This window comes from Mucilaginibacter sp. P4_D1, from assembly GCF_056401935.1.
In genome coordinates, this window is record NZ_JBFUIJ010000037.1 from 43,123 (window position 1) to 61,561 (window position 18,439).

The 18,439-nt window shown below is 47.9% G+C and carries 19 protein-coding genes; 5 read left to right on the top strand and 14 right to left on the bottom strand.

What is annotated here, in order from left to right; genetic code table 11:
* The 8 genes from AC1DV1_RS23640 to AC1DV1_RS23675 all read right to left on the bottom strand — a co-directional run bounded on the left by AC1DV1_RS23640 (position 1) and on the right by AC1DV1_RS23675 (position 5,661).
* Positions 1–363 (bottom strand): hypothetical protein, encoded by a 363-nt coding sequence (locus AC1DV1_RS23640; RefSeq protein WP_477364439.1) that lies wholly within the window; start codon positions 361–363, stop codon positions 1–3.
* 18 nt (positions 364–381) lie between these two features.
* A complete protein-coding gene (locus AC1DV1_RS23645; protein ID WP_477364442.1) occupies positions 382–1,707 on the bottom strand; it encodes a hypothetical protein in 1,326 nt (441 codons plus the stop codon).
* Positions 1,708–2,125: 418 nt separating this feature from the next.
* Positions 2,126–2,431, bottom strand: a complete 306-nt coding sequence (gene yidD, locus AC1DV1_RS23650) for a membrane protein insertion efficiency factor YidD (RefSeq protein WP_477364445.1) — start codon at positions 2,429–2,431, stop codon at positions 2,126–2,128.
* Positions 2,403–2,666, bottom strand: coding sequence for a hypothetical protein (locus tag AC1DV1_RS23655; RefSeq protein WP_477364448.1), 264 nt, complete (start codon positions 2,664–2,666; stop codon positions 2,403–2,405). Before AC1DV1_RS23655 ends, yidD begins: the two co-directional genes overlap by 29 nt.
* A 10-nt stretch (positions 2,667–2,676) precedes the next feature.
* Complete coding sequence (locus tag AC1DV1_RS23660) at positions 2,677–2,883, bottom strand: hypothetical protein (RefSeq protein ID WP_477364451.1); 207 nt, start codon at positions 2,881–2,883, stop codon at positions 2,677–2,679.
* A 179-nt stretch (positions 2,884–3,062) separates the two neighbouring features.
* Positions 3,063–3,728: a response regulator gene (locus tag AC1DV1_RS23665; protein ID WP_477364454.1), complete on the bottom strand. Its 666-nt coding sequence runs from the start codon at positions 3,726–3,728 to the stop codon at positions 3,063–3,065.
* Positions 3,729–3,739: 11 nt separating this feature from the next.
* Entirely contained in the window at positions 3,740–5,416 is a 1,677-nt protein-coding gene (locus AC1DV1_RS23670) for a tetratricopeptide repeat-containing sensor histidine kinase (protein WP_477364457.1), read from the bottom strand.
* Between the two features lie 83 nt (positions 5,417–5,499).
* Complete coding sequence (locus tag AC1DV1_RS23675; protein ID WP_477364460.1) at positions 5,500–5,661, bottom strand: hypothetical protein; 162 nt, start codon at positions 5,659–5,661, stop codon at positions 5,500–5,502.
* A 342-nt stretch (positions 5,662–6,003) separates the two neighbouring features.
* On the opposite strand from AC1DV1_RS23675, the gene AC1DV1_RS23680 reads away from it, so the two are divergent.
* Both AC1DV1_RS23680 and AC1DV1_RS23685 read left to right on the top strand, forming a co-directional pair.
* Positions 6,004–6,849 carry a hypothetical protein gene (locus AC1DV1_RS23680; protein WP_477364463.1) on the top strand — a complete coding sequence of 282 codons (846 nt, stop codon included), beginning with the start codon at positions 6,004–6,006 and terminating at the stop codon, positions 6,847–6,849.
* 648 nt (positions 6,850–7,497) lie between these two features.
* A complete protein-coding gene (locus AC1DV1_RS23685; RefSeq protein ID WP_477364466.1) occupies positions 7,498–8,640 on the top strand; it encodes a S1/P1 nuclease in 1,143 nt (380 codons plus the stop codon).
* Between the two features lie 289 nt (positions 8,641–8,929).
* Here the strand turns inward: AC1DV1_RS23685 and AC1DV1_RS23690 are convergent, their stop codons facing one another.
* From AC1DV1_RS23690 to AC1DV1_RS23705, 4 genes are all read right to left on the bottom strand, one after another.
* A complete protein-coding gene (locus AC1DV1_RS23690; protein WP_477364469.1) occupies positions 8,930–11,167 on the bottom strand; it encodes a PAS domain S-box protein in 2,238 nt (745 codons plus the stop codon).
* 1,592 nt (positions 11,168–12,759) lie between these two features.
* A complete protein-coding gene (locus AC1DV1_RS23695; protein WP_477364472.1) occupies positions 12,760–13,050 on the bottom strand; it encodes a GIY-YIG nuclease family protein in 291 nt (96 codons plus the stop codon).
* A gap of 159 nt (positions 13,051–13,209) precedes the next feature.
* On the bottom strand, positions 13,210–13,830 hold the full coding sequence (locus tag AC1DV1_RS23700; protein WP_477364475.1) for a UPF0758 domain-containing protein: 621 nt from the start codon (positions 13,828–13,830) through the stop codon (positions 13,210–13,212).
* Positions 13,830–14,078, bottom strand: a complete 249-nt coding sequence (locus AC1DV1_RS23705; RefSeq protein WP_477364479.1) for a hypothetical protein — start codon at positions 14,076–14,078, stop codon at positions 13,830–13,832. The genes AC1DV1_RS23700 and AC1DV1_RS23705 overlap by 1 nt, the downstream gene beginning before the upstream one ends.
* An 89-nt stretch (positions 14,079–14,167) precedes the next feature.
* Here AC1DV1_RS23705 and AC1DV1_RS23710 point away from each other — a divergent pair, with 89 nt between their 5' ends.
* On the top strand, positions 14,168–14,560 hold the full coding sequence (locus AC1DV1_RS23710) for a hypothetical protein (RefSeq protein WP_477364482.1): 393 nt from the start codon (positions 14,168–14,170) through the stop codon (positions 14,558–14,560).
* Here the strand turns inward: AC1DV1_RS23710 and AC1DV1_RS23715 are convergent.
* A complete protein-coding gene (locus AC1DV1_RS23715) occupies positions 14,557–16,044 on the bottom strand; it encodes a YifB family Mg chelatase-like AAA ATPase (protein WP_477364485.1) in 1,488 nt (495 codons plus the stop codon). The two genes, AC1DV1_RS23710 and AC1DV1_RS23715, sit on opposite strands and share 4 nt — an antisense overlap.
* A complete protein-coding gene (locus AC1DV1_RS23720; protein ID WP_477364489.1) occupies positions 16,045–16,386 on the bottom strand; it encodes a single-stranded DNA-binding protein in 342 nt (113 codons plus the stop codon). It abuts the gene before it with no gap.
* 506 nt (positions 16,387–16,892) lie between these two features.
* On the opposite strand from AC1DV1_RS23720, the gene AC1DV1_RS23725 reads away from it, so the two are divergent.
* Both AC1DV1_RS23725 and AC1DV1_RS23730 read left to right on the top strand, forming a co-directional pair.
* Positions 16,893–17,273 (top strand): single-stranded DNA-binding protein, encoded by a 381-nt coding sequence (locus AC1DV1_RS23725; RefSeq protein ID WP_477364492.1) that lies wholly within the window; start codon positions 16,893–16,895, stop codon positions 17,271–17,273.
* An 83-nt stretch (positions 17,274–17,356) separates the two neighbouring features.
* Positions 17,357–18,415, top strand: a complete 1,059-nt coding sequence (locus AC1DV1_RS23730) for a DUF932 domain-containing protein (protein ID WP_477364495.1) — start codon at positions 17,357–17,359, stop codon at positions 18,413–18,415.
* Positions 18,416–18,439: the final 24 nt, after the last annotated feature.

Here is an 18,439-nt window from a genome sequence, read left to right on the forward strand (position 1 = left end):
TTAAAATGGGGTTCTTTTTGAATAAATGGAAAACCTTTTGAACAGGAACGACAGCAGGATAAAGTAAACCGAAAGCAGCACCGCGTTGATCAACGAAAACTGGATCAAATAAGCATCAGAACTCCCGATAATTCCTTTAGCGAGGCCAAACGCCAGTCCGAAGCCCGCAGTGGCCGCAAAAAGAATCGTCATGACCCAATGCTTGCGTTTATGCCAGATATTTCGCCACCGGCCAAGTGCCAGGTAAAACAATAAACCCAAGGCTATTGCTGTCATAACGGTAAGTAAACCTACGCTTCCATATATGCGTTCACGGTAATCCGAAATATTTTGGTTCTTGCCGCAGAGAGATTCATACAGCATTGTAAATAAGGTTTGCATTTATTTAGTTAATAAAAGTGAAAAATCAATATAATTACTGTTAGGTGTTTCGTAAGCTTCTTTGACACCGTTGATCAGATGTTCCAGGGCAAAAGTTTTTCCGGTTTCAAATTGATTGCCTTTATCATTCATGGTTGACCAATCCTTATACCAGGTATCGTACTTTAAAGGCAAGTTGAAATGGATCTCTGACTGTGAAAGCGACATATCTGAGATGGTAAGTATCAGTGCGTGAGTCGCATTCTCAAAGGCCGTTACCTGGCTTTCTGCCTTTAACCTGGACCTATCAACCGCATCTTTAGGTTTAATGATAAACCCTGCTTTACAACTGGCTGCTTTAACCGCCAGGTTAGACTGTAGATAACTAATACTTTTTGCATACGCTGGCAGATTTTCAAGATTCAGGACCAACCCTACCTGAATGGATCGGCCTTTGGGTAATTCTACGTCACTAATGCCCGAAGGACTTTTTACCCAATCTCCGACACGTTCCATTTCAGGCAAAATGGTGTAATTGGTTACCGGCTGACTGAGAAGTCCAAAGTGTAAAGCATGCTCAGGCTTAAAACTGGAGATGCTATCCAGGCCGGCGTTAAAGAGCAGCAATATGGGCCGTTTTGCGATTACCCAGATGTAAAAGGGACGTAAGGCTCCAACCAGTTTGGTCTTTTGGTTCTGGTAATCATAGTAAGTGCCAAAAAATTTAGACCTGAATCCGTAGATACTCGCTGCAAAACCTCTTTTTTTCAGGTCGATAAACGTCGTGTAAATATTATTTTTGAGTGTACTTGACGCATTTTGGACATTTACTTCCGGGTTGGCCTTGATATCGTCATCCGGGAAAGACAGGATGCAATCAGATACCAGTAAAGAAACATCATGATCGCCGCAATGATCCGTTACGTCCTTAATCATCCGCTGCAATTCTGAACTTTTCTGAACAGCCATTGACGTCGTCGCCAAATCTTTAGTAAATTCGGTAATATTTTTACTATAGGCTATGGTATTGTGGGCAATAAATGAAATGTCAACCGGCTTGATCTGCCTGTCCATCTTAACCGCCAGGTCAGCAATGATGTTTTTATATTCGGTTAAATCCTTGTAATATCCTTCCATACTGGCCGAATTATCCAGGTACAAATGAATTTTTTTTACTTGAGGAATAACAGGACAGCCGCTATTTATTTTAGGACCGGCTATTGTCAGGCATCTATCGGCGTCATCCGGCACCCCGTCATTGTCCGTATCGTCCGGGACGCAACCAGTCCAGGAGCACATCATCGCGGCAGCAGTGAATAGTAACGCCAATTTATAAAGGTTTCCCATATCGAATTTCAGTTAGTCGACAATTAGTTTATTAAATGACAGCGGAAGCGCCTACGCCCCCTGCCACATATTTAGTGTAAAAAATATTGTGTAAGGTTTAGGTTAAAGTATCTATCGACGGTTCGGCCCGCGGGCATCTTATTTAATTTTTGGAAGCTTTACCAGGTACCTGATTTTAATATTATCGTTGCCCTTAGTTGATCTTCCAAATCATTTCTCCCATTTACATAATGTCTTCCCCTCCCGCTTCGCCTCTTCCAGCGTAATTTTCAGCACCCGGTAAGAGCAATTGCGCAATCCCCGGCAATTTTCCTTTAAATGGTACCGCACCGCGTTACTGCTGTCACAGACGTACACCGTCTGAACCGCACAGCGCGCATTGGCCAGCAAAAGCAACAGCAGCAAAACCGGTTTCATCCTAGGTGTCTTTCAGCAGGTCGACGTGATTAACAAACCGCTCCGCGATCTCCTCCTCCCCAAGCAGCAAACCGCCAGGCAAAATCAGCCGCCTGCGCCCGTCCGCCGGGTCATCGAACACATGAAAACCAGCCCGGCAATTCCGGAAACGGAACCTGAGCGCCAGCAGGCCTTTCCATAACCCTTCCCGCTCGGCCACCCCGTATACGTACCGCGAACAGCTCATCCGGAAAATACAGCGACGCCTGCTGCCCGCCGGGACAAGCGTCCAGTAGAGCTTAATGGCCAGCAGCAGGAAGCGCTTCATCTTTCGCTTTACTAAAAACAACCATCTGGTAAGCGGCCATATGGCCGGGTTTCGCCCCCAGCCCGAAACAGCCTGCATCGGGCTGCACATAGGTCGAAACACTTTCGAGCCTGATATAAGCCCAGCCCTGGATCGCATGCCGCTTAATCAGTCCTTCCAGTTGTTCGGCAACCACACCGGTTGTTTCTTTCTTTTGATCTAACGTAGCCGTAAACGGCACTACTTTATATTCCATCTGATGTTGCTTAACGGGTATGACAATCCGGTGAACAGTAAGCGCAGCCATCAGCCGTTGGATAGGTCTTTTTAGCCTCGGCTACCGCATCTTTACAATTGGAAAAATTGCCCAAATACAACCGGTTATGCACATTGGGTAAAAAAGAGCAGGTCTCGGTGTGTACCTCGTGGTCCCCGTTGCTCTGCGCATTCCTGTTTACATAATACTTTTTCATTGTTATTCATTTGTTTTGATTACCATTCAAAAGTATACAGCCGCCAACAGGGATTTTTACGGGAAACCGTAAACCCATTAACTATTTACCGGCATTCGAAGCTTTTTTTTGCAAAACATGTCATACATGCCAAATAGCATATATCAAACTAAAATAAAACCCGCCCGGAAAAACAGGGATCAGATAATCCCCATATCCTTACAAAAAACCACCAGCTGCTCGTTCTTCGTAAACTCCAAGGCCTGCCTGATCTGGTTGAGTCGTTTTTCGACGCTGCTCAGGCTTGCGGGGCTGATCTCTTTTTCCTGCAGATAGGCCGGGATGTCTTTCTGGCTCATGCCGCCGGCGAGCAGTTTGATGAGCCGGACATCGTACTCGGTAAAAGCGTAGGTATTCTTCTGGCTGACCGCCAGCCGCAGGTGTGCCGGGAAATGGACCCTGTTTTTAACGATGGTCTCCACCGCCTGTTTAAGCTCCTGGGCGTCCCGCCGGGCTTTGCGCACGTAACCGTCTATCTGCAGTTCTTTAAAAAGCGGCTCGATCACTGCCGCTTTTTGCTCCGCCGAAAATACCAGCACCTTTAAACCTGGCTGCAGGCCGCGCGCAGCCCTGATCAGGGCAGGCCCGTCCGGCAGTGCCTGCGCACGTCCGTCCTCCTCGAACGAAAGGTCTGTGATCAGCAGCTCATAAGGCTCCTCCAACTGTATTGCCTTCCTGATCCGCAGCAAAGCATCATCACAGTAATAGGCATAGTCCACGCCGGCTATCTGCAGCTCCTGCAATGTTTTCTGCACCGAAATGTTTGCGCTTTCGTGGTCTTCCGCTATCAAAACTCTTTTAAACATAATTTTCCTGTTTAGTTCAGCGGGAAAGTGATCCGGACCTCAAGTCCCTTACCCGCGTGGCTGTCAAAATTAATCTCCCCGCGGATCGCATTTATACGGTTTCCCGTATTCGTCAGCCCGTTCTTATAGTTTAGACCCGCGGGCATGCCCTTGCCGTCATCCGCGTAATTGACCGTAATCCGGTTATCAGCCCGCTCAAACAGCACGGCGACATTCTTCGCACCGCTGTGTTTCTTCATATTGACCATCAGCTCCTGCAGGATGTAATACAGTTCCTGCCTGGCCGGCGGCGCCATACCGGCCCACAACGCTTCCGTGTTTCCTACCAGTGCCACCCGCAGGTCCGCCCCGGCAAAAGCCGTCAGTAAATCCGAAAGCACCGTTTGAAAGTCCCCGCCGGCCAGGTCCGGTTCATCGTAGGAAATATCGCGTGTCCGTTCGTACAGGTGCTCGAGGTCATCCAGCAGAACCTCCTTCTCCAGGCCCGCTTCGTTCTCTACCGAAGACATCAGGCGGTAAAGGCCGTTCGCCAGTACGTCATGCACTTTTTTGGCCGTTTTCAGCCGGTCTCCCCGGATCTCGTTTTGTTTTTCGAGCTCCATCCGCTGTTTTCTCTTCCGGTACCAGAACACACCGGACCCGGTTCCACCCGCCAATACCAAAATGGCAAAGCCGAGCAGGATCTGCTGGTAGGTGATCTGGTAACGTTTTTCGGCGTTCTCCTGCTGGAGAATCAGGTTTTCCGACTTTTGCTTCTCCACGTTATACCGGACAAGCGCAAACTGGTTTTTCGCCGCGTTGCGGGCGGTCTGCAGGCTGTCACCAAGCTGGCGGTACATGGCGAAATAAAGCTGGTGGTCGGGGCTCAGGCCCACGAGTTTTTCCAGCGCTTCCAGCCGGTCGTCCGCACTGTTGAGCCGGCGGGAAAGGGCGAACATGGCTTTGGCGTAAAACAAAGCGGAATCGGGGCGGGTGTTGTAATAATAATCCGCCAGGTGCGCATAGCTGGAGTTCTGTCCCCAAAGGTCGCTTTCCCGTTTCCTGATCTCCAGGGCCTTTAACAGTTCAGGGGCGGCGTCATACCGGGGATCCCTGAGCCATTGGGTGATGACCTTATTGGTTATGGTGCGGGTGTAATCAGCCCCCTTTGTCCCTTTATATTGCAAAACTTTGGTGTACAGCGGCAGGGCGCCTGCATAATCCTTTTTATCCCGCAGCGCATTGGCCTTGTTATTGATCATGACCAGTTTGCCGGGCAGGTCGTCCGTGAACGCGATCGCGCGGTCGTAAAATGTGATGGCCGCGGCATAGTCCTTCAAAGCGGAGCTGGTCATGCCCAGCTCATTATAATCGTTGCCAAGACAGGTACGGTGGGCTGGGTTTTGTTCATCAAGCGATTTCAGCGACAACGACAGGCTTTCCTGCGCGCCGAAATAATCTCCCGCGTCGGCCTGGATCACGGCCATATTGTTATAGGCCATGGCCACAGCGAGACCGTTGCGGGAATTAGAGGCAGCCTTGTTAAAGTAATAATACACGGAATCTTTTCCCTGGCGCTGCAGTTCGTAAGCTTTCCGGTAATCCTTCCACTGGTCAACGACCGCTTTCGGCTTCGCCTTGCGGCAGGCCAACAGCATGAGGGAAAGGACGAGGAACAACAACGGCTTTTTCAAGGTAAATATTTTCACCTAAAATAATAAAAAGCACAACACTCCGCCAACTGACTTCAGGCAACAAAAAAAGGCAAGCCAAAGCTTGCCTTAATTGCGGTCTAACTGCCCGGGGGCGGTGGTGGAGGCGGCGGAAGCGGGACGTGCCCGTTATCGCCGCCGGTGTCGGCGCTGGCGGCCGTTACAGTTACCTGGCCGGTTCGGCCGTTATGATGCGCAGGGCATGCGAATGCCATGAAAATAGCAAAGAATAAATTGAACATTGGTCAAAAAATTAAAAAGGTGAATACACACTGCAGCGCCGCCGGCCCGTGTGGGGACAGCACTGCAAACCGCGTAAGAAGCGCTTCTTACATTTTTTGGGAAGTGTTTTCGGGCATTGATCGCGGAAGCTTTTTACCTGCTTCCCAGGCCGGGTATCGGCTCCCGCTTTCGCTGCTCCTGTTGAAATCTGCGAAGGCCTCCGCTGATTTCGAAAACAAATGTAGGGGGCACTAAACCACTTAAGGCAACGGATTCCGGCAATTCCGGTCATTCCGGTCTAATTCCGCAAAAGCCTTGATGAATCCGGAAATTCCGTTAGATTTACCTCAAAATTATTTGGAATGTTTGCTGAATACCAAAGGCAAGTCCTGCTGACCTATCACCAAAAGAAAACGGAGAACACGCTTTCCTTCAACCTCGTTCACTCCACCCCTGCCAAACTGCGGGCGGAATGCCTGGATGTGTTCATCGCGCGCAGTGGTAAAAAAGATCAGCAGATCCTCCGGTCATTTTTTGGCGTTCATGACGATGAAGCCGCCTATGTCCATAACATCCGAAAATTCGACATCGATAAGTTCAGGCCGCTGGATAAATTCCTGAAAAACAACGACCTCCGCACGGACGAAAAGAACGTCGAGCTCCTGGCCTGGCTGATCGACTTCCAACCCCGGCCATGGCAATGGGATTACGATTACGCAGCGGCAGGGATCAGCCTGGCTGAAGCTATCCCGAAAGACCTGCCTGCCGGCGAACTGCCGGAAAAGCCGGAAGAAAAAGACGTAGAAATCCTGGTGGTGCCGGACAAGGAACCGGCCCGGGGTCTATCCCGCCGCACCGTGATCACGGCTTTTATCGTACTGGCACTTTCGGGCGCCGGCTTCTATTGGGCGTTAGTCACCATACCTTCACGCCAACAATGCATGTGCTGGACTGGAGATCATTACCGTCGCGTATCCTGTAAACAACAGCAGGGGGAAAAACCGGTATACGCGCTGGACAGCCTGAAGCTGGAAAAATTCAAAAAGATAACTACTCCCGATACACTGACCGCAAACGCGGTCGGGCGGGTATGGTATTCCAAGATCGACGGAAAAATAGAATATTTTACAGCGGACGGCTTCCACCCCGTCCATACGGAAAAACGGTTACATCCGCTGACCGTCTATATATTGAACAAATATCACTGATAAAACAAGGGGATCCGGCACCTTTACTTCTTGCAAACCCCGCAGGTCAGTCCATCTTTTGCGCAACGCTTACAGTATTTACAATTCTTGCAGGCCTTACAGGGGTTGTCACCTTTACAGGTCGCGTAAGTTTTAGCCGATGGCATTAGTCTGCCCGTGCTGAGCAATACGCCGGCAACGACAATAAGGAGGAGGATGTACTTTTTCATGATGGGTTTGATTGGTGACGTAAATGTATTGATTTACAATAACATCATTGCCAATCATCTAATTTCCCCGGGAATGGTTCCATCTTTTTCGGATCAGCGTGTTCACCAACATAACAGGTACGCCAGCAGCCGACTGCTGAAACCTTATTGCGCATAACCATGATGGCCTTTTTTACAGAAGCTGTGATCAATTCCTCCTTACCTTCCGACGGGTAAAACGTGGCAAAATAGTACGCCTTATCAAAACGGGCCCATTTCTTTTGTGGAACTCAAACAGGAAACTGAGGTCATGGCTGCTGATCCTGCTCTTTAGTTCATGAAGTGTTTCTACAGAATAATCGATCATACTTTGATCGCCTGGTTTGTAAATTTGCTAAATAACTTAGTAAAAAATTAAATAAATATTTCAACCATTGAATTGCTTTCATACTTTTGTCACATGAGAAAACAATTGACGATTGTGGCCGTAATCGGCCTGTCATTAGGTTTGATGTCCTGGGGTTTTAAAGGACACAGGGCCGTTGCGGCCATTGCCCAAAAACACCTGACTGCGAACACGGCCAGGTTGGTACAAGCTTACCTCAGCGGGGAAACCCTCACCGGCGTGAGTACCTGGGCCGACGAAAACAGGGATAAAACGACCGCGTCCTGGCATTACCTTAATTTACCTTTAGGTTTAAATCATGAACAGTTTGCTGATGCGGTAAGTAAGCAGGGGAATGACAACGTTTATTCTGCAATTCTGAAAGTTGAAGCGATCCTAAAAGATAAAACCTCAACACCCGGTCAAAAGAAAGAGGCATTGAAATACCTCGTTCACCTGGTTGGCGACGCGCACCAGCCCATGCACGTAAGCCGCGCGGCAGATAAAGGCGGCAATACGATCCAACTGCAGTTTGACGGCAAGGGTACTAACCTGCACAGCCTTTGGGACAGTAAATTAATAGACCATGAGGGTTTAAGTGAGGCTGATATCGCTAAGCAATATGATTGGGCGAACAATGCGCAGATTAAGAAATGGCAGGCGGACAGCCCGATGGAATGGCTTTGGGAGAGCTACCAGATCAGCAGCGAGCTGTATGACGATATTCAGCCGGGGCAAGCTGTAGAAGAGGCCTACTATAAGAAGTACATTAAAACTATCCGCTTGAGAATTGACCAGGCGGGTATCCGCTTAGCCGGCGAACTCAATAAGTTCTTCAATGATGAGCAGGTTAAAATAACGAGTGTTCAACTGCTTCCACCTCCTAACGCGCATTTTTGGGGAGCGCATTATCAAAAAGTCGGTATCAAAGAAGTACAAAAGCACCTGGGCGACACGGTTAAAGTAACGGATGTAGTATATGGCTTAAAAGATATCGGGAGCATGACGCTGATCAATCTCGGCGCAGCTTATCCCAATCAGCTGCTGACCGTTGTATTAAAAGATGGCGCGAAGGAATACCTGGAAGTGCAGGAGCAGCAGGGGTCGAAACCGGTAGTCGGTAAACCGTTAACCGCTATCGGTGTGGTTACTATGTATAAAGGTAAACCCCAGATCGTGATCGCTGATCCTGATAAATTTAACGTCGGCCGGAGATAAATCCGTTACGGCCTGTGGCTTAAAAAAGCGGGCGAAAGGAAAAAATGTCCGGGTAAAGCAAATTCATGCACGCCCTACCCCTAACGTTGATTCGCCGTTGTCCTTTATTTAACTTGATCTGGCGGTTGTCTTATAAGCCGGTAAACGGCTGAACCAGGAATGGTGGAAAATCTCCTGGCTTGGATCTCTTGCTATAATCGCCAGGTAATAGTTCTTTTTTGATGCGATTAAGAGCCGAACCCTCCGGATATTCCAATATTTAGAGCAACAGCAATGCGGCGGTTTTCTTTCAGATAGGCAATCTTATCGTGAATGATGTGCCCCTGCCTAATTCGCTATGCACTTGTATAGTGCCGGATAAAGCTTCAACCTGGTTCTTGACCATATACAACCCCAGGCCCCGTCCTTCCACGGTTTGATCAAAACGCTGGTAAAGGCCGAAAAGCATTTTTTTATTTCGGTTCAGATCAATGCCCTTGCCATTGTCAGCAACAATGAGTTTTAAATATTTATTGTCTTCCGTCTGCGTGCTGATGCTGATAATCGGGAAAACTTCCTCCCGTCTGTATTTGATACTATTTAAAACCAGGTTGTATAAAATACTGTATATATAAACCCGAACAGTCGAGATATGCTCCATTTCCCTAAAATCACATTCCAGGGAAACGTTTTCTTTTTCCATAATATGATTGAAGCTGATTTTTAAAGCTTCAACAAGCTGTTGGAAATATACTATTTCTTTTTTTTCGCCGGCCTTTTGTCTTGATTGAAAAATATTGTTGAGATCATTGATAATAAGATCTATCTTCTTTACCGATTGGTCCAACCCATTTAAAACCATTGCTTTTGATTCCTGATCAACATCGTCATTGACCAGCATTTCGGTTAAACTTAAGACATTGGTGACGGGTGCGCGCAGGTTATGAGAAATGGTATAGGCAAATTGTTCCAGGTCATCATTTCTACGGATCAGGTCAGCCAAAATTTTTTCTTTTTCCTCTTTTGCAATCCGATGTTCGGTGATATCCCAGTTGCTGCCGATCATTTTTAGTAATTTGCCTGTTTTATTGTCTATTACAGTTAACGCTTTGGAACGTATATATCGATTCGGTTGATCGGGAGCCCCTAAAATCCTGAATTCGATATCCAGCTTGTGCATCCCGGCCATGGTGCCATCACGTGCTTTTAAAACCATTTGTAAATCATCCGGATGTATGCAACTCAGCCAGTTCATGCAATTGATCGTGTCTTTTTCAGGATCAAGGCCATAAAGTCTGTACATGGCGTCATCCCATTCTAAATCATGGGTAACAGGGTCCCATTCCCAGATACAAACATTGGCGGCTTCAGTAGCAATACGTAACCTGTCGTTCAAGCGTTGAATATTATCTTCGGCTTTTTTGCGCTCGCTGACATTCCTTAAGTTAACCACGATGGCATTAACACTTGCATTGTGCACCAGGTTATTGGCAATTCCTTCAAGCCATAAGTAATGCCCTTCGCTGTGTTTTGCCCGTACACTGATGGGCATCGGTTTGCCGGGGTTTTCAATGACGATTTGCTGAAATGCTTTAATACCAGCCAAATCATCCGGATGGGCCAGCTCCAGGTAACTCCGGCCAATACGTTCTTCGTCCGTAAAACCCATGATCCGGAATGTTGCCGGGCTCCGGTAAATTGTCCTTAGGTTTTTGTCCAGCAATAAGATCACGTCATTATTATTTTCAACCAGTTCCCGAAAGCGTTCTTCGCTGGAGATGACGTTTGCCTCGGCAAGCTTTCTTTGCGTTATATCTGTTATCATCGCCATTACGCCACCATAAAGACCATCCTTAAAAATGGGCGTGGCAGCGACGATCGCCCAGACCTTTGTTCCGTCTTTTTTTAAGAAAACAAAGTCATGCTGTTCCGTAACACCATTCTTCCGCTTTTCAATATTACTTCCCGAGATTTTACAGCCTTCATCGTCCATAAAGTCGAAAAGTTCCTTGCCGATCATTTCCTCCCGTTCGTAACCCAGCATGCCGGCCATGGCGTCATTTGTAAAAGCCGTCTTATTGTCTTCATCGATTACCCAGATACCCTCCTGAGATAACTCGACAATCTGTTTATATTTTTCTTCAGATTCCCGAATTTTTTGTTCTGCTAAAATCTTTTCTGTTTTATCGCGGATGATGATGATGGCACGTAATTCACCTTTATCTGTAGTAAATATCCTGTTACTGATTTCAGCGATAAGCTTGGTGCCATCCCTTCGCACCAGGGTGAGATCACCCCTCACTGCGCCGGATTGCTCCCGTTCAATTTTTAATTTTTCGAAATTAGCATCACCTTGATCGAAAAGCATTGAACGGCTTGAGCTGCAAATTTCAGCTTCGCTCCTACCGAAAATCTCACATGCAGCAGGATTGGCAGCTAAAACATTCCCATCCGGGATAGTTAAGAGTATCCCATCAAGGCTGTGCTCATAGCACATCTGATAAATAAGTTCGTCCGTATGCCTATGATTATTTCCCGGATTGCCCATAACGATTACTATTAAAAATTTTAATCAATTTATTGTTATATCATTCTAAAGGCACAATCAATTATGCATTTTAGTATTAAAAGTTATTTGAAATAACGCTGCCGATTAACCGTTCGCCTAACGTGAATTTCCATCGCCATCAATCAAAATCCCGGTTTATCCGCTCCTGGAAGGCCCCGCACCAGCTGTGCTTCTCGTCAATGAGAAAATGATGCCCGGGAACCAGCGGCGCATATCCCTGCCCGCGCCTGTAGAAGCGTGGATAGACGAGCGGCGCTACTCTGCCAGCTTTTATGTTTTCCCGCCGTTTCAATAAACTGTTCAAGATCAATTTAGGGTTGAGATTTTATTTTTGGTGTGCAAATCAGAAGTAGGTTATTGCGCTCCCGAGAAATTTGGTTCACGGCCAGGGCGATCGGCAGGCTGCGTGCCTTTCTGCCTTTTCAAAATGACTTTACGGTAAACAATGCGGTAAAGGTGTAGCTAATGGATTGGGTGTCGATGCGACAGATTATCATAAGGCGGGTAATCGAATGGTGTTTCGGTGCAAATTATTTACTTGTCATCCGCGGTAATATTAAATATTGCAACGGTTCACTGAACGCTGACAGGACTGCATCCATGTTAAAATGAGCGATTTGGTCCTTCATTACGTTATGAGTTTAACGGCGCAAAGGTACCTTATGTGGTTGAGGTGTTTTGCCCGTATATTGTCAAATGATGGCCAATTATTGTCCTGCGCTATTTAAAAGACACCGGCGTATCCGAACTGTTCATAGTTGAAAATACCCATAGTGGGTGGCAGGGATGTTCTCACAGGAAAGCACCACCGGGAAAAACAAATGCCCAAAGGGAGAACAGATTGTTTAATGTCACCAACTTGTCCCACCCTCATCAGTGCTGCCTTGCAACAACCCAGCTCACGCGTCACCAAGTAACTGGTACCGAGGTTATATGGCATATTATACGTACGAAATTCACGGATATATACAAACAACGCCATAAGCAACTGATCCGGCCGTGAAACGCCGATTTCCGAACTTATTACCGGACGAAACGCTTTTGATGACCGACTTTTCTGGATGATGGACTTTAGAATAAAACTTGAGGTCCAGTTCTTTTTTCATTAGGCGGGAGATCAGGAAACCTACACGCCAGGTGAAAACCATACTGTTCGGTGTCACACCCACCCCTACTTTCGGCCAGTCCGCTACTTCGGTACCAGTTCAGGCGAACCTCCTTCAAATAAGCTGTCCAGACTGACTCGCACGTAATAATGCCGGTATTCCGCCCTGCGGGCAATTCCCGATCACATTTTCGGACAGGTCCGGCTCATGGCAATAAAACCATCCGCCGGCGGACTTAACTGACTTTGTAGCGAAAGCAGGTCCCTCTTGATGCGCTTATTGACTTTTAGCGGTTTATGCAACTGCGTACACGCACAGCTCTTACCCTTGAATTGTACGTCGATATCAGTATCCATATAGTCAGAAAATCCCAGTTAAAAATTGAAATCTTACAACCGTAACAAATAAACGCCAGACTTGCCGAAAACAGTAGTGTATTTCTTCAACCACAATAATCGCCACCTCTTACCGCCGGCCAGCCGAAACGACGGATATAATTTTCAGTAACCTCATTTCCATGTTGAAAAATACATTTTCGTAGACTTCCAGCAACTTTAATGGCCTAAACCGTTTTGTCCAATAGGAACCCATACGTTCAAAGTGTTTTCGCAGCCTTTCTTTGAGCCGCCTGGTAAAACCAATATAATAATGACCGCCTTCAAGTTCCAGAACGTAAACGGTGCCTCTCCGGTTAACATTGCATAATGTTTCCTGCACTTGCTTTGATCTTTTCACTTCAATGATAAAATCATCCATATTTCCCTGTTTTCCGCAAACGAGGCACTCGTAAATTTAATACCGGGTATAACGATGAGCATGCGCTTACTATCAGCATGAAAAGGACAACAACCTCTAAAGCCCTCAATTAAGGGATCAAGCGAGACATGTCTACCAATAACATTTTCAATTTCCATTTCAAATCATTTTAAAACGTTCCGGCCCGACGGCCATTAGTCCTTCACAGATGATGCCCAGGGCGGCGCTGGCAGCTTGGAGTTCGCCGAGGTACCTGCTTTCGGTGTTGCTGAAGGCGGGCCAGCCGTTGCGGCCTAAAAGGATGCGTGCGGCACCGGCTTTGCAGGCCAGTCTCATGATCCAGCCGATGTCCGGCAGGACACTGCCTGCTTCGCAGAAGGCCAGCAGTTCCCGTCCGCTGGAAATCAGCAGGAGGATATATTGTAATTGGTCTGCTTCGTTTAGGATGGGACGCAGTACGCCATAACAGGCTTGTACGTCTTTCAGCAATTGGCGGTTGAGTTGCGTTCTCCGGCAAAACTCGGTCACGGCCAGCAGGATGGTCGCTTTGGCCGGACCGATACCCTTGAATCCGCAAAGCGTTTTCATATCCATTTCCGCGATGGCCGACATTTGATAGTCGCCCAGCAGGTTGGCGCAAATTTGGTTCAACGGTACTTTCGGCGTACCCGAACCCAGCAAAATCGCCAGCAATTCTTCATCACTCAGCGCATTCACGCCCTGGTATTGCAGCTTTTCGCGCGGCCGCTCCATCAGCGGCAGTGTTTTAATATTTTCCATCAGGCGGGCCTCCCTTCACCATGACTGTACCGCCGCAACACCATCGCCACCGCCTCCGCGAAGAACTCGAAATCACGCTCAAACAAAATGACCGATGAGCGTTCATATTTTTCCTTCGCCTTGTAATCCGTCCGGGTGATCTGTAAATAAGGCTTATGATTCTTCGCCTGCATCAGGTCCACAAAGTACAACCTGCCTTCTTCGCCGAACATTTCGGAGTCCAGCCGTCTTTTAACTATCGTTTCCATATCGCATTGATTAACGGCACAAAATTCTGCCAAACAAAAATCAAATTCATTGTTTTATCCATAAATAGCCGTTTCTAAACGTTTATGCCATGGATGAAAAACTCTGCCTGAATTGCGGGGAGCCGGTCGGTTCCGGTCGTAAAGACAAAAAATATTGCAGCGATGCCTGCAAGACCGATTATAATAACAACAAAGACGAAACTGCTACGCCCGAAATGAGCCTGGCCGCCTACATGAAGCGGGTGCAGCAAATTTTGGTAAAGAACCGGCAAATACTGGATCAGTGCTTAGGCAACAAGGACATCATTTCTATGGATAAGCAAGATCTGGACGGCCGCGGCTTTACCTTCAAATATTTTACCAGCCGCACCCGCACCAAAAAGACCGGGGAAATTTATTGCTTCAATTTTGAATTGGGTTATAAAGAAATGGAGGACGAAACCGTCCTGATCGTCCGCCGACAACGCGAGATCGTTGTTTAAGGCATCGCACGGAAACCGATCGCCTCCGCCAGGTGCGTCAGTCCGATGTTTTTAGCGCCTGAAAGGTCAGCTACCGTACGCGCCATTTTCAAAATGCGCTCATATGAACGGGCCGATAACTTGTGCTGCAACATGGCCTGGTTCAGCACCTCCTGCTCGATCTTGCCTAAGCCACAATGCTTGCGCAAATGCGCATTATGAAGCAGCGCATTACAAACACCCGCACGTTCCAATTGAATGTTCCGCGCGGCGATCACCCGTTCGCGTACAACCGCACTGCTTTCCGCAGACCGTTCATTGAGATCTGCCGGCGGCACGGAAATATGCAGATCAATACGGTCCAGCAAAGGCCCGGACAGCTTTGCCCGGTACAAACGGATCGCCTGCAGGGTGCAGCTGCATTTTCGGTCGGGATGGCCATAAAACCCGCAGGGACACGGATTCATCGCCGCAAGCAAAACAAAATTGGCCGGGAAGTTCACCACATAACTCGCCCGCGAAATAGCGATCTGCCGCTCTTCTAACGGCTGCCGCAGTACTTCCAATACACGCCTCTTGAACTCGGGCAGTTCATCCATGAACAGCACGCCGTTATGCGCCAGGGAAATTTCCCCCGGCATCGCCACCGGCCCTCCCCCGACCAACGAAATGTCGCTCGCCGTATGATGCGGCGAGCGAAAAGGCCGCTCGGTGATCAGTCCGGCAGCATCAAGTTGTCCGGCGACGGAATAAATCCGGGTGGTCTCCAACGATTCCTGCAAACCGAGCGGCGGCAGTATACCCGGTAACCGTCTCGCCAGCATGGTCTTTCCCGTACCCGGCGGCCCGATGAGCAAACCATTATGCCCGCCCGCCGCCATCACTTCCAGCGCCCGCTTCACTTTCTCCTGCCCGCGGACTTCCGAAAGATCGGCCTGGTACAAATGTTCCGCTTTCCTGACATCCCTTTGCTTCACCGTTGCAGGAATCACGCGGGTGGGATCATATAAAAAATTCACCACTTCTGTAAGGGTCTCAAAACCAAAAACCTCCAGGTCACTGACCATAGCGGCTTCATTGGCATTTTCTTTGGGTACGACCAGGTGTTTAACGCCCGCCTTGCGGGCTTCCACCGCTACGGATAACGCGCCATTGATCGGTCGTAACTTCCCCGTCAATGACAATTCACCGGTAAACAGGAAGTTATTCATCCGTTCCGGGGCAAGTTGACCGGACGCCGCCAGTATGCTCAGTGCAATGGGCAGATCGAACACCGCGCCCTCCTTTCGGATACCCGCCGGTGCCAGGCTGATCAGGATCTTCTGACGGGGCATCTCGAACACACCCGATGTGATCGCACTCTCCACCCTGAACAGACTCTCCTTTACCGCCTCACCAGGCAAGCCTATAATAAAATAACTCAGCCCGGCACAGATCCTCGTCTCCACGCTGATCAGCACGGCATCGATCCCTGCCAACACCGCGCTCAAAACACTCACTGTCATCTAACCGGCTTTTTTATCCAGCATCATCAGTTCACTGACCACCACCTCGGTAACATAATGCCGCGCGCCATCCTGATCTGTATAAAAGCGGTTGGCCAATCTCCCCTCGATCGCGATCTGGCTGCCCTTATCCAAATACTTTTCCGCGATTTCCGCCTGGCAGTTCCACAACACTAACTGGTGCCAATGCGTTTCCTGGACCGTTTCACCTTTTCCATTTTTCCGGTAATAATTCGTCGCTAAACTAATTTTAGCGACCTTTTTCTCGTCATCGATGTTCTTCATCTCCGGTGCTGCGCCCAACCTGCCGGTCAACCGCACGCTGTTACTCAAATTGTTCATGATCAAAAAATTTATGGAACAAAATTGGGCGGGTTGATGTTAAAAAGCCTCCTATTATCCGTTTATAGCCGTTTCTAAACGGTTGTGCGGTTCCGCTTGCAGCGGACCGGGCTCTGCGCTACATCTCCTGCTGAGGATGCCGCTGCGATCCCTACCGCCACCTCAAGGCATTTTCGCTGTGCTGCAAAAGCCCCGGCGAGGATCAAAAGCAGCTTGCTGCATTTGAGAAATGRCGGGCGAAGATATCACCAGTTCTTCTCAGAAACAAGAGTAAAAAAGGACGCGGAGGTCGTGATTGCAGCCACGTACGAACGCATAATGTCCTCCGCTGCGCTACGGCCACCCTCCGGGACTTATAGTTCTCCCGTGTCTTTACAATCACACCTCCCATTGCTTTCTTTTTTACTCTTTTTTCTTTGAAAAAAACTACCCGGGCAGGGCCGCAAAGCATAGGGGAACAAAAAGGAATAACGAAAAAAATTTATTCATTAAAAAAACACAACGTTATGGAAATCACAGGAAGATTGGTGGCTGATGCTACCGTGAGGGCGGTAAACGCAGAGAAAAATGTAACAGGTTTTAGGGTAGCGGTTAACCGCAATTTTAAATCACAGGGGCAGCAAAAGCAGGAAACCGCCTATGTGGAATGTACCTATTGGCGTACCGATGCCATAGCCCCTTATTTAACCAAAGGGATGTTGGTACAGCTTTCAGGATTTATGACCGCCGAGCCTTGGGTAAATCGTGACGGCGAAGCACAGGCAAGCCTGAAATTCCGCACCGATGAAATTAATATGCTGACCAAATCTGGTAAAACAAATGATGCCAAAGCCGCACAGGCCGGTGATAAAAACAAAGTGCTAAAACCAAGCAAAGAATTTAACTAAACGCATATAGCCGTTTCTACACGGCTAAAATGTAAAGAAGACAAACGAAACAAATCAATTTTAAACTTAAAAAAACGAATATCATGGCACACGATCTTTTTTATAACGAACAGGCAGCAAAGCACAGTTTCTTTAGTGTAAAGGAAAAAGCATGGCATGGCTTAGGGCAAATCGTGGAGGACTACCCGACAAGTGCGGAAGCAATCCGCTATGCAGGTTTAGATTATATAGTGGAAAAACGCCCCTTGTTTACCAATCTTTTAGAGAACGAATCAGCTAACGGCGTTTCGTTCCCCAAAATCTCCGTACCGAACTTTTATGCTACGGTGAGAAATGATAATAATTCGGTTTTAGGCGTGGTCGGCAAGGATTACGAAGTGGTACAAAACGCCGATGCGTTCCAGTTCTTCGATGCTATAGCGGGCGGGGAAAGCGGTATCAAATACGAGACCGCAGGCGCACTGGGCAAGGGCGAACGGATATTTATTACGGCTAAACTGCCCGATTATATTAAAGTAGGCAAGCAGGATTTAATCGAACAATATTTATTCCTGACCACTTCCCACGATGGATTCGGTAGTATTACCGCCGCTTTTACACCAACCCGCATCGTTTGCAACAATACGCTAAACGCCGCTATGCGTAACCATTCCAATGGGATTAAAATAAGGCATACCGCTTCAGCTAATGACCGCTTGAAACAGGCGCATACATTAATGGGTATTTCTCACGTAATAGCCGAAGAATTAGAGGAATTGTTTAATTACTGGACTAAGGTGCGTATCACGGACAAACAAGTGAAAAAACTGATACAGGTGGCTATGGCACCGAATAAGGAAGTAATCAGTTATCTGGAACTGGGTTTGGTAGATAAACTTTCGACCACCTATACCAACATCGTCGATAATGCTTACGCCTATGCGATGKGCAACCCGACCCAGCAAATGGAAACTACCGCAGGCACTTTATTCGGCGCATATAATGCCATCACAGGCTACTACCAGAACGTCCGAAATTTCAAGGACAGCGAAGCCAAATTCAAATCCATCATGGACGGCACAGCCAAACAAAGGGCGCAGGTCGCTTTTGACCTCTGCGGGAACTTTGCCAAAAACGGAGTTGATGCGCTCAACCTGAATTAACAAACGAGGGGGAGCGATCCCCCT

What these genes read in the sequence shown, in the direction of transcription:
- AC1DV1_RS23705 (WP_477364479.1), bottom strand. Translation starts at nt 14,078, where the DNA reads ATGGAAACGATAGTTAAAAGACGGCTGGACTCCGAAATGTTCGGCGAA.
- AC1DV1_RS23660 (WP_477364451.1), bottom strand. Translation starts at nt 2,883, where the DNA reads ATGAAAAAGTATTATGTAAACAGGAATGCGCAGAGCAACGGGGACCAC.
- AC1DV1_RS23685 (WP_477364466.1), top strand. Translation starts at nt 7,498, where the DNA reads ATGAGAAAACAATTGACGATTGTGGCCGTAATCGGCCTGTCATTAGGT.
- AC1DV1_RS23725 (WP_477364492.1), top strand. Translation starts at nt 16,893, where the DNA reads ATGGAAATCACAGGAAGATTGGTGGCTGATGCTACCGTGAGGGCGGTA.
- AC1DV1_RS23680 (WP_477364463.1), top strand. Translation starts at nt 6,004, where the DNA reads ATGTTTGCTGAATACCAAAGGCAAGTCCTGCTGACCTATCACCAAAAG.
- AC1DV1_RS23700 (WP_477364475.1), bottom strand. Translation starts at nt 13,830, where the DNA reads ATGGAAAATATTAAAACACTGCCGCTGATGGAGCGGCCGCGCGAAAAG.
- AC1DV1_RS23645 (WP_477364442.1), bottom strand. Translation starts at nt 1,707, where the DNA reads ATGGGAAACCTTTATAAATTGGCGTTACTATTCACTGCTGCCGCGATG.
- AC1DV1_RS23640 (WP_477364439.1), bottom strand. Translation starts at nt 363, where the DNA reads ATGCTGTATGAATCTCTCTGCGGCAAGAACCAAAATATTTCGGATTAC.
- AC1DV1_RS23665 (WP_477364454.1), bottom strand. Translation starts at nt 3,728, where the DNA reads ATGTTTAAAAGAGTTTTGATAGCGGAAGACCACGAAAGCGCAAACATT.
- AC1DV1_RS23695 (WP_477364472.1), bottom strand. Translation starts at nt 13,050, where the DNA reads ATGGATGATTTTATCATTGAAGTGAAAAGATCAAAGCAAGTGCAGGAA.
- AC1DV1_RS23675 (WP_477364460.1), bottom strand. Translation starts at nt 5,661, where the DNA reads ATGTTCAATTTATTCTTTGCTATTTTCATGGCATTCGCATGCCCTGCG.
- AC1DV1_RS23720 (WP_477364489.1), bottom strand. Translation starts at nt 16,386, where the DNA reads ATGAACAATTTGAGTAACAGCGTGCGGTTGACCGGCAGGTTGGGCGCA.
- AC1DV1_RS23690 (WP_477364469.1), bottom strand. Translation starts at nt 11,167, where the DNA reads ATGGGCAATCCGGGAAATAATCATAGGCATACGGACGAACTTATTTAT.
- AC1DV1_RS23655 (WP_477364448.1), bottom strand. Translation starts at nt 2,666, where the DNA reads ATGGAATATAAAGTAGTGCCGTTTACGGCTACGTTAGATCAAAAGAAA.
- yidD (WP_477364445.1), bottom strand. Translation starts at nt 2,431, where the DNA reads ATGAAGCGCTTCCTGCTGCTGGCCATTAAGCTCTACTGGACGCTTGTC.
- AC1DV1_RS23715 (WP_477364485.1), bottom strand. Translation starts at nt 16,044, where the DNA reads ATGACAGTGAGTGTTTTGAGCGCGGTGTTGGCAGGGATCGATGCCGTG.
- AC1DV1_RS23710 (WP_477364482.1), top strand. Translation starts at nt 14,168, where the DNA reads ATGGATGAAAAACTCTGCCTGAATTGCGGGGAGCCGGTCGGTTCCGGT.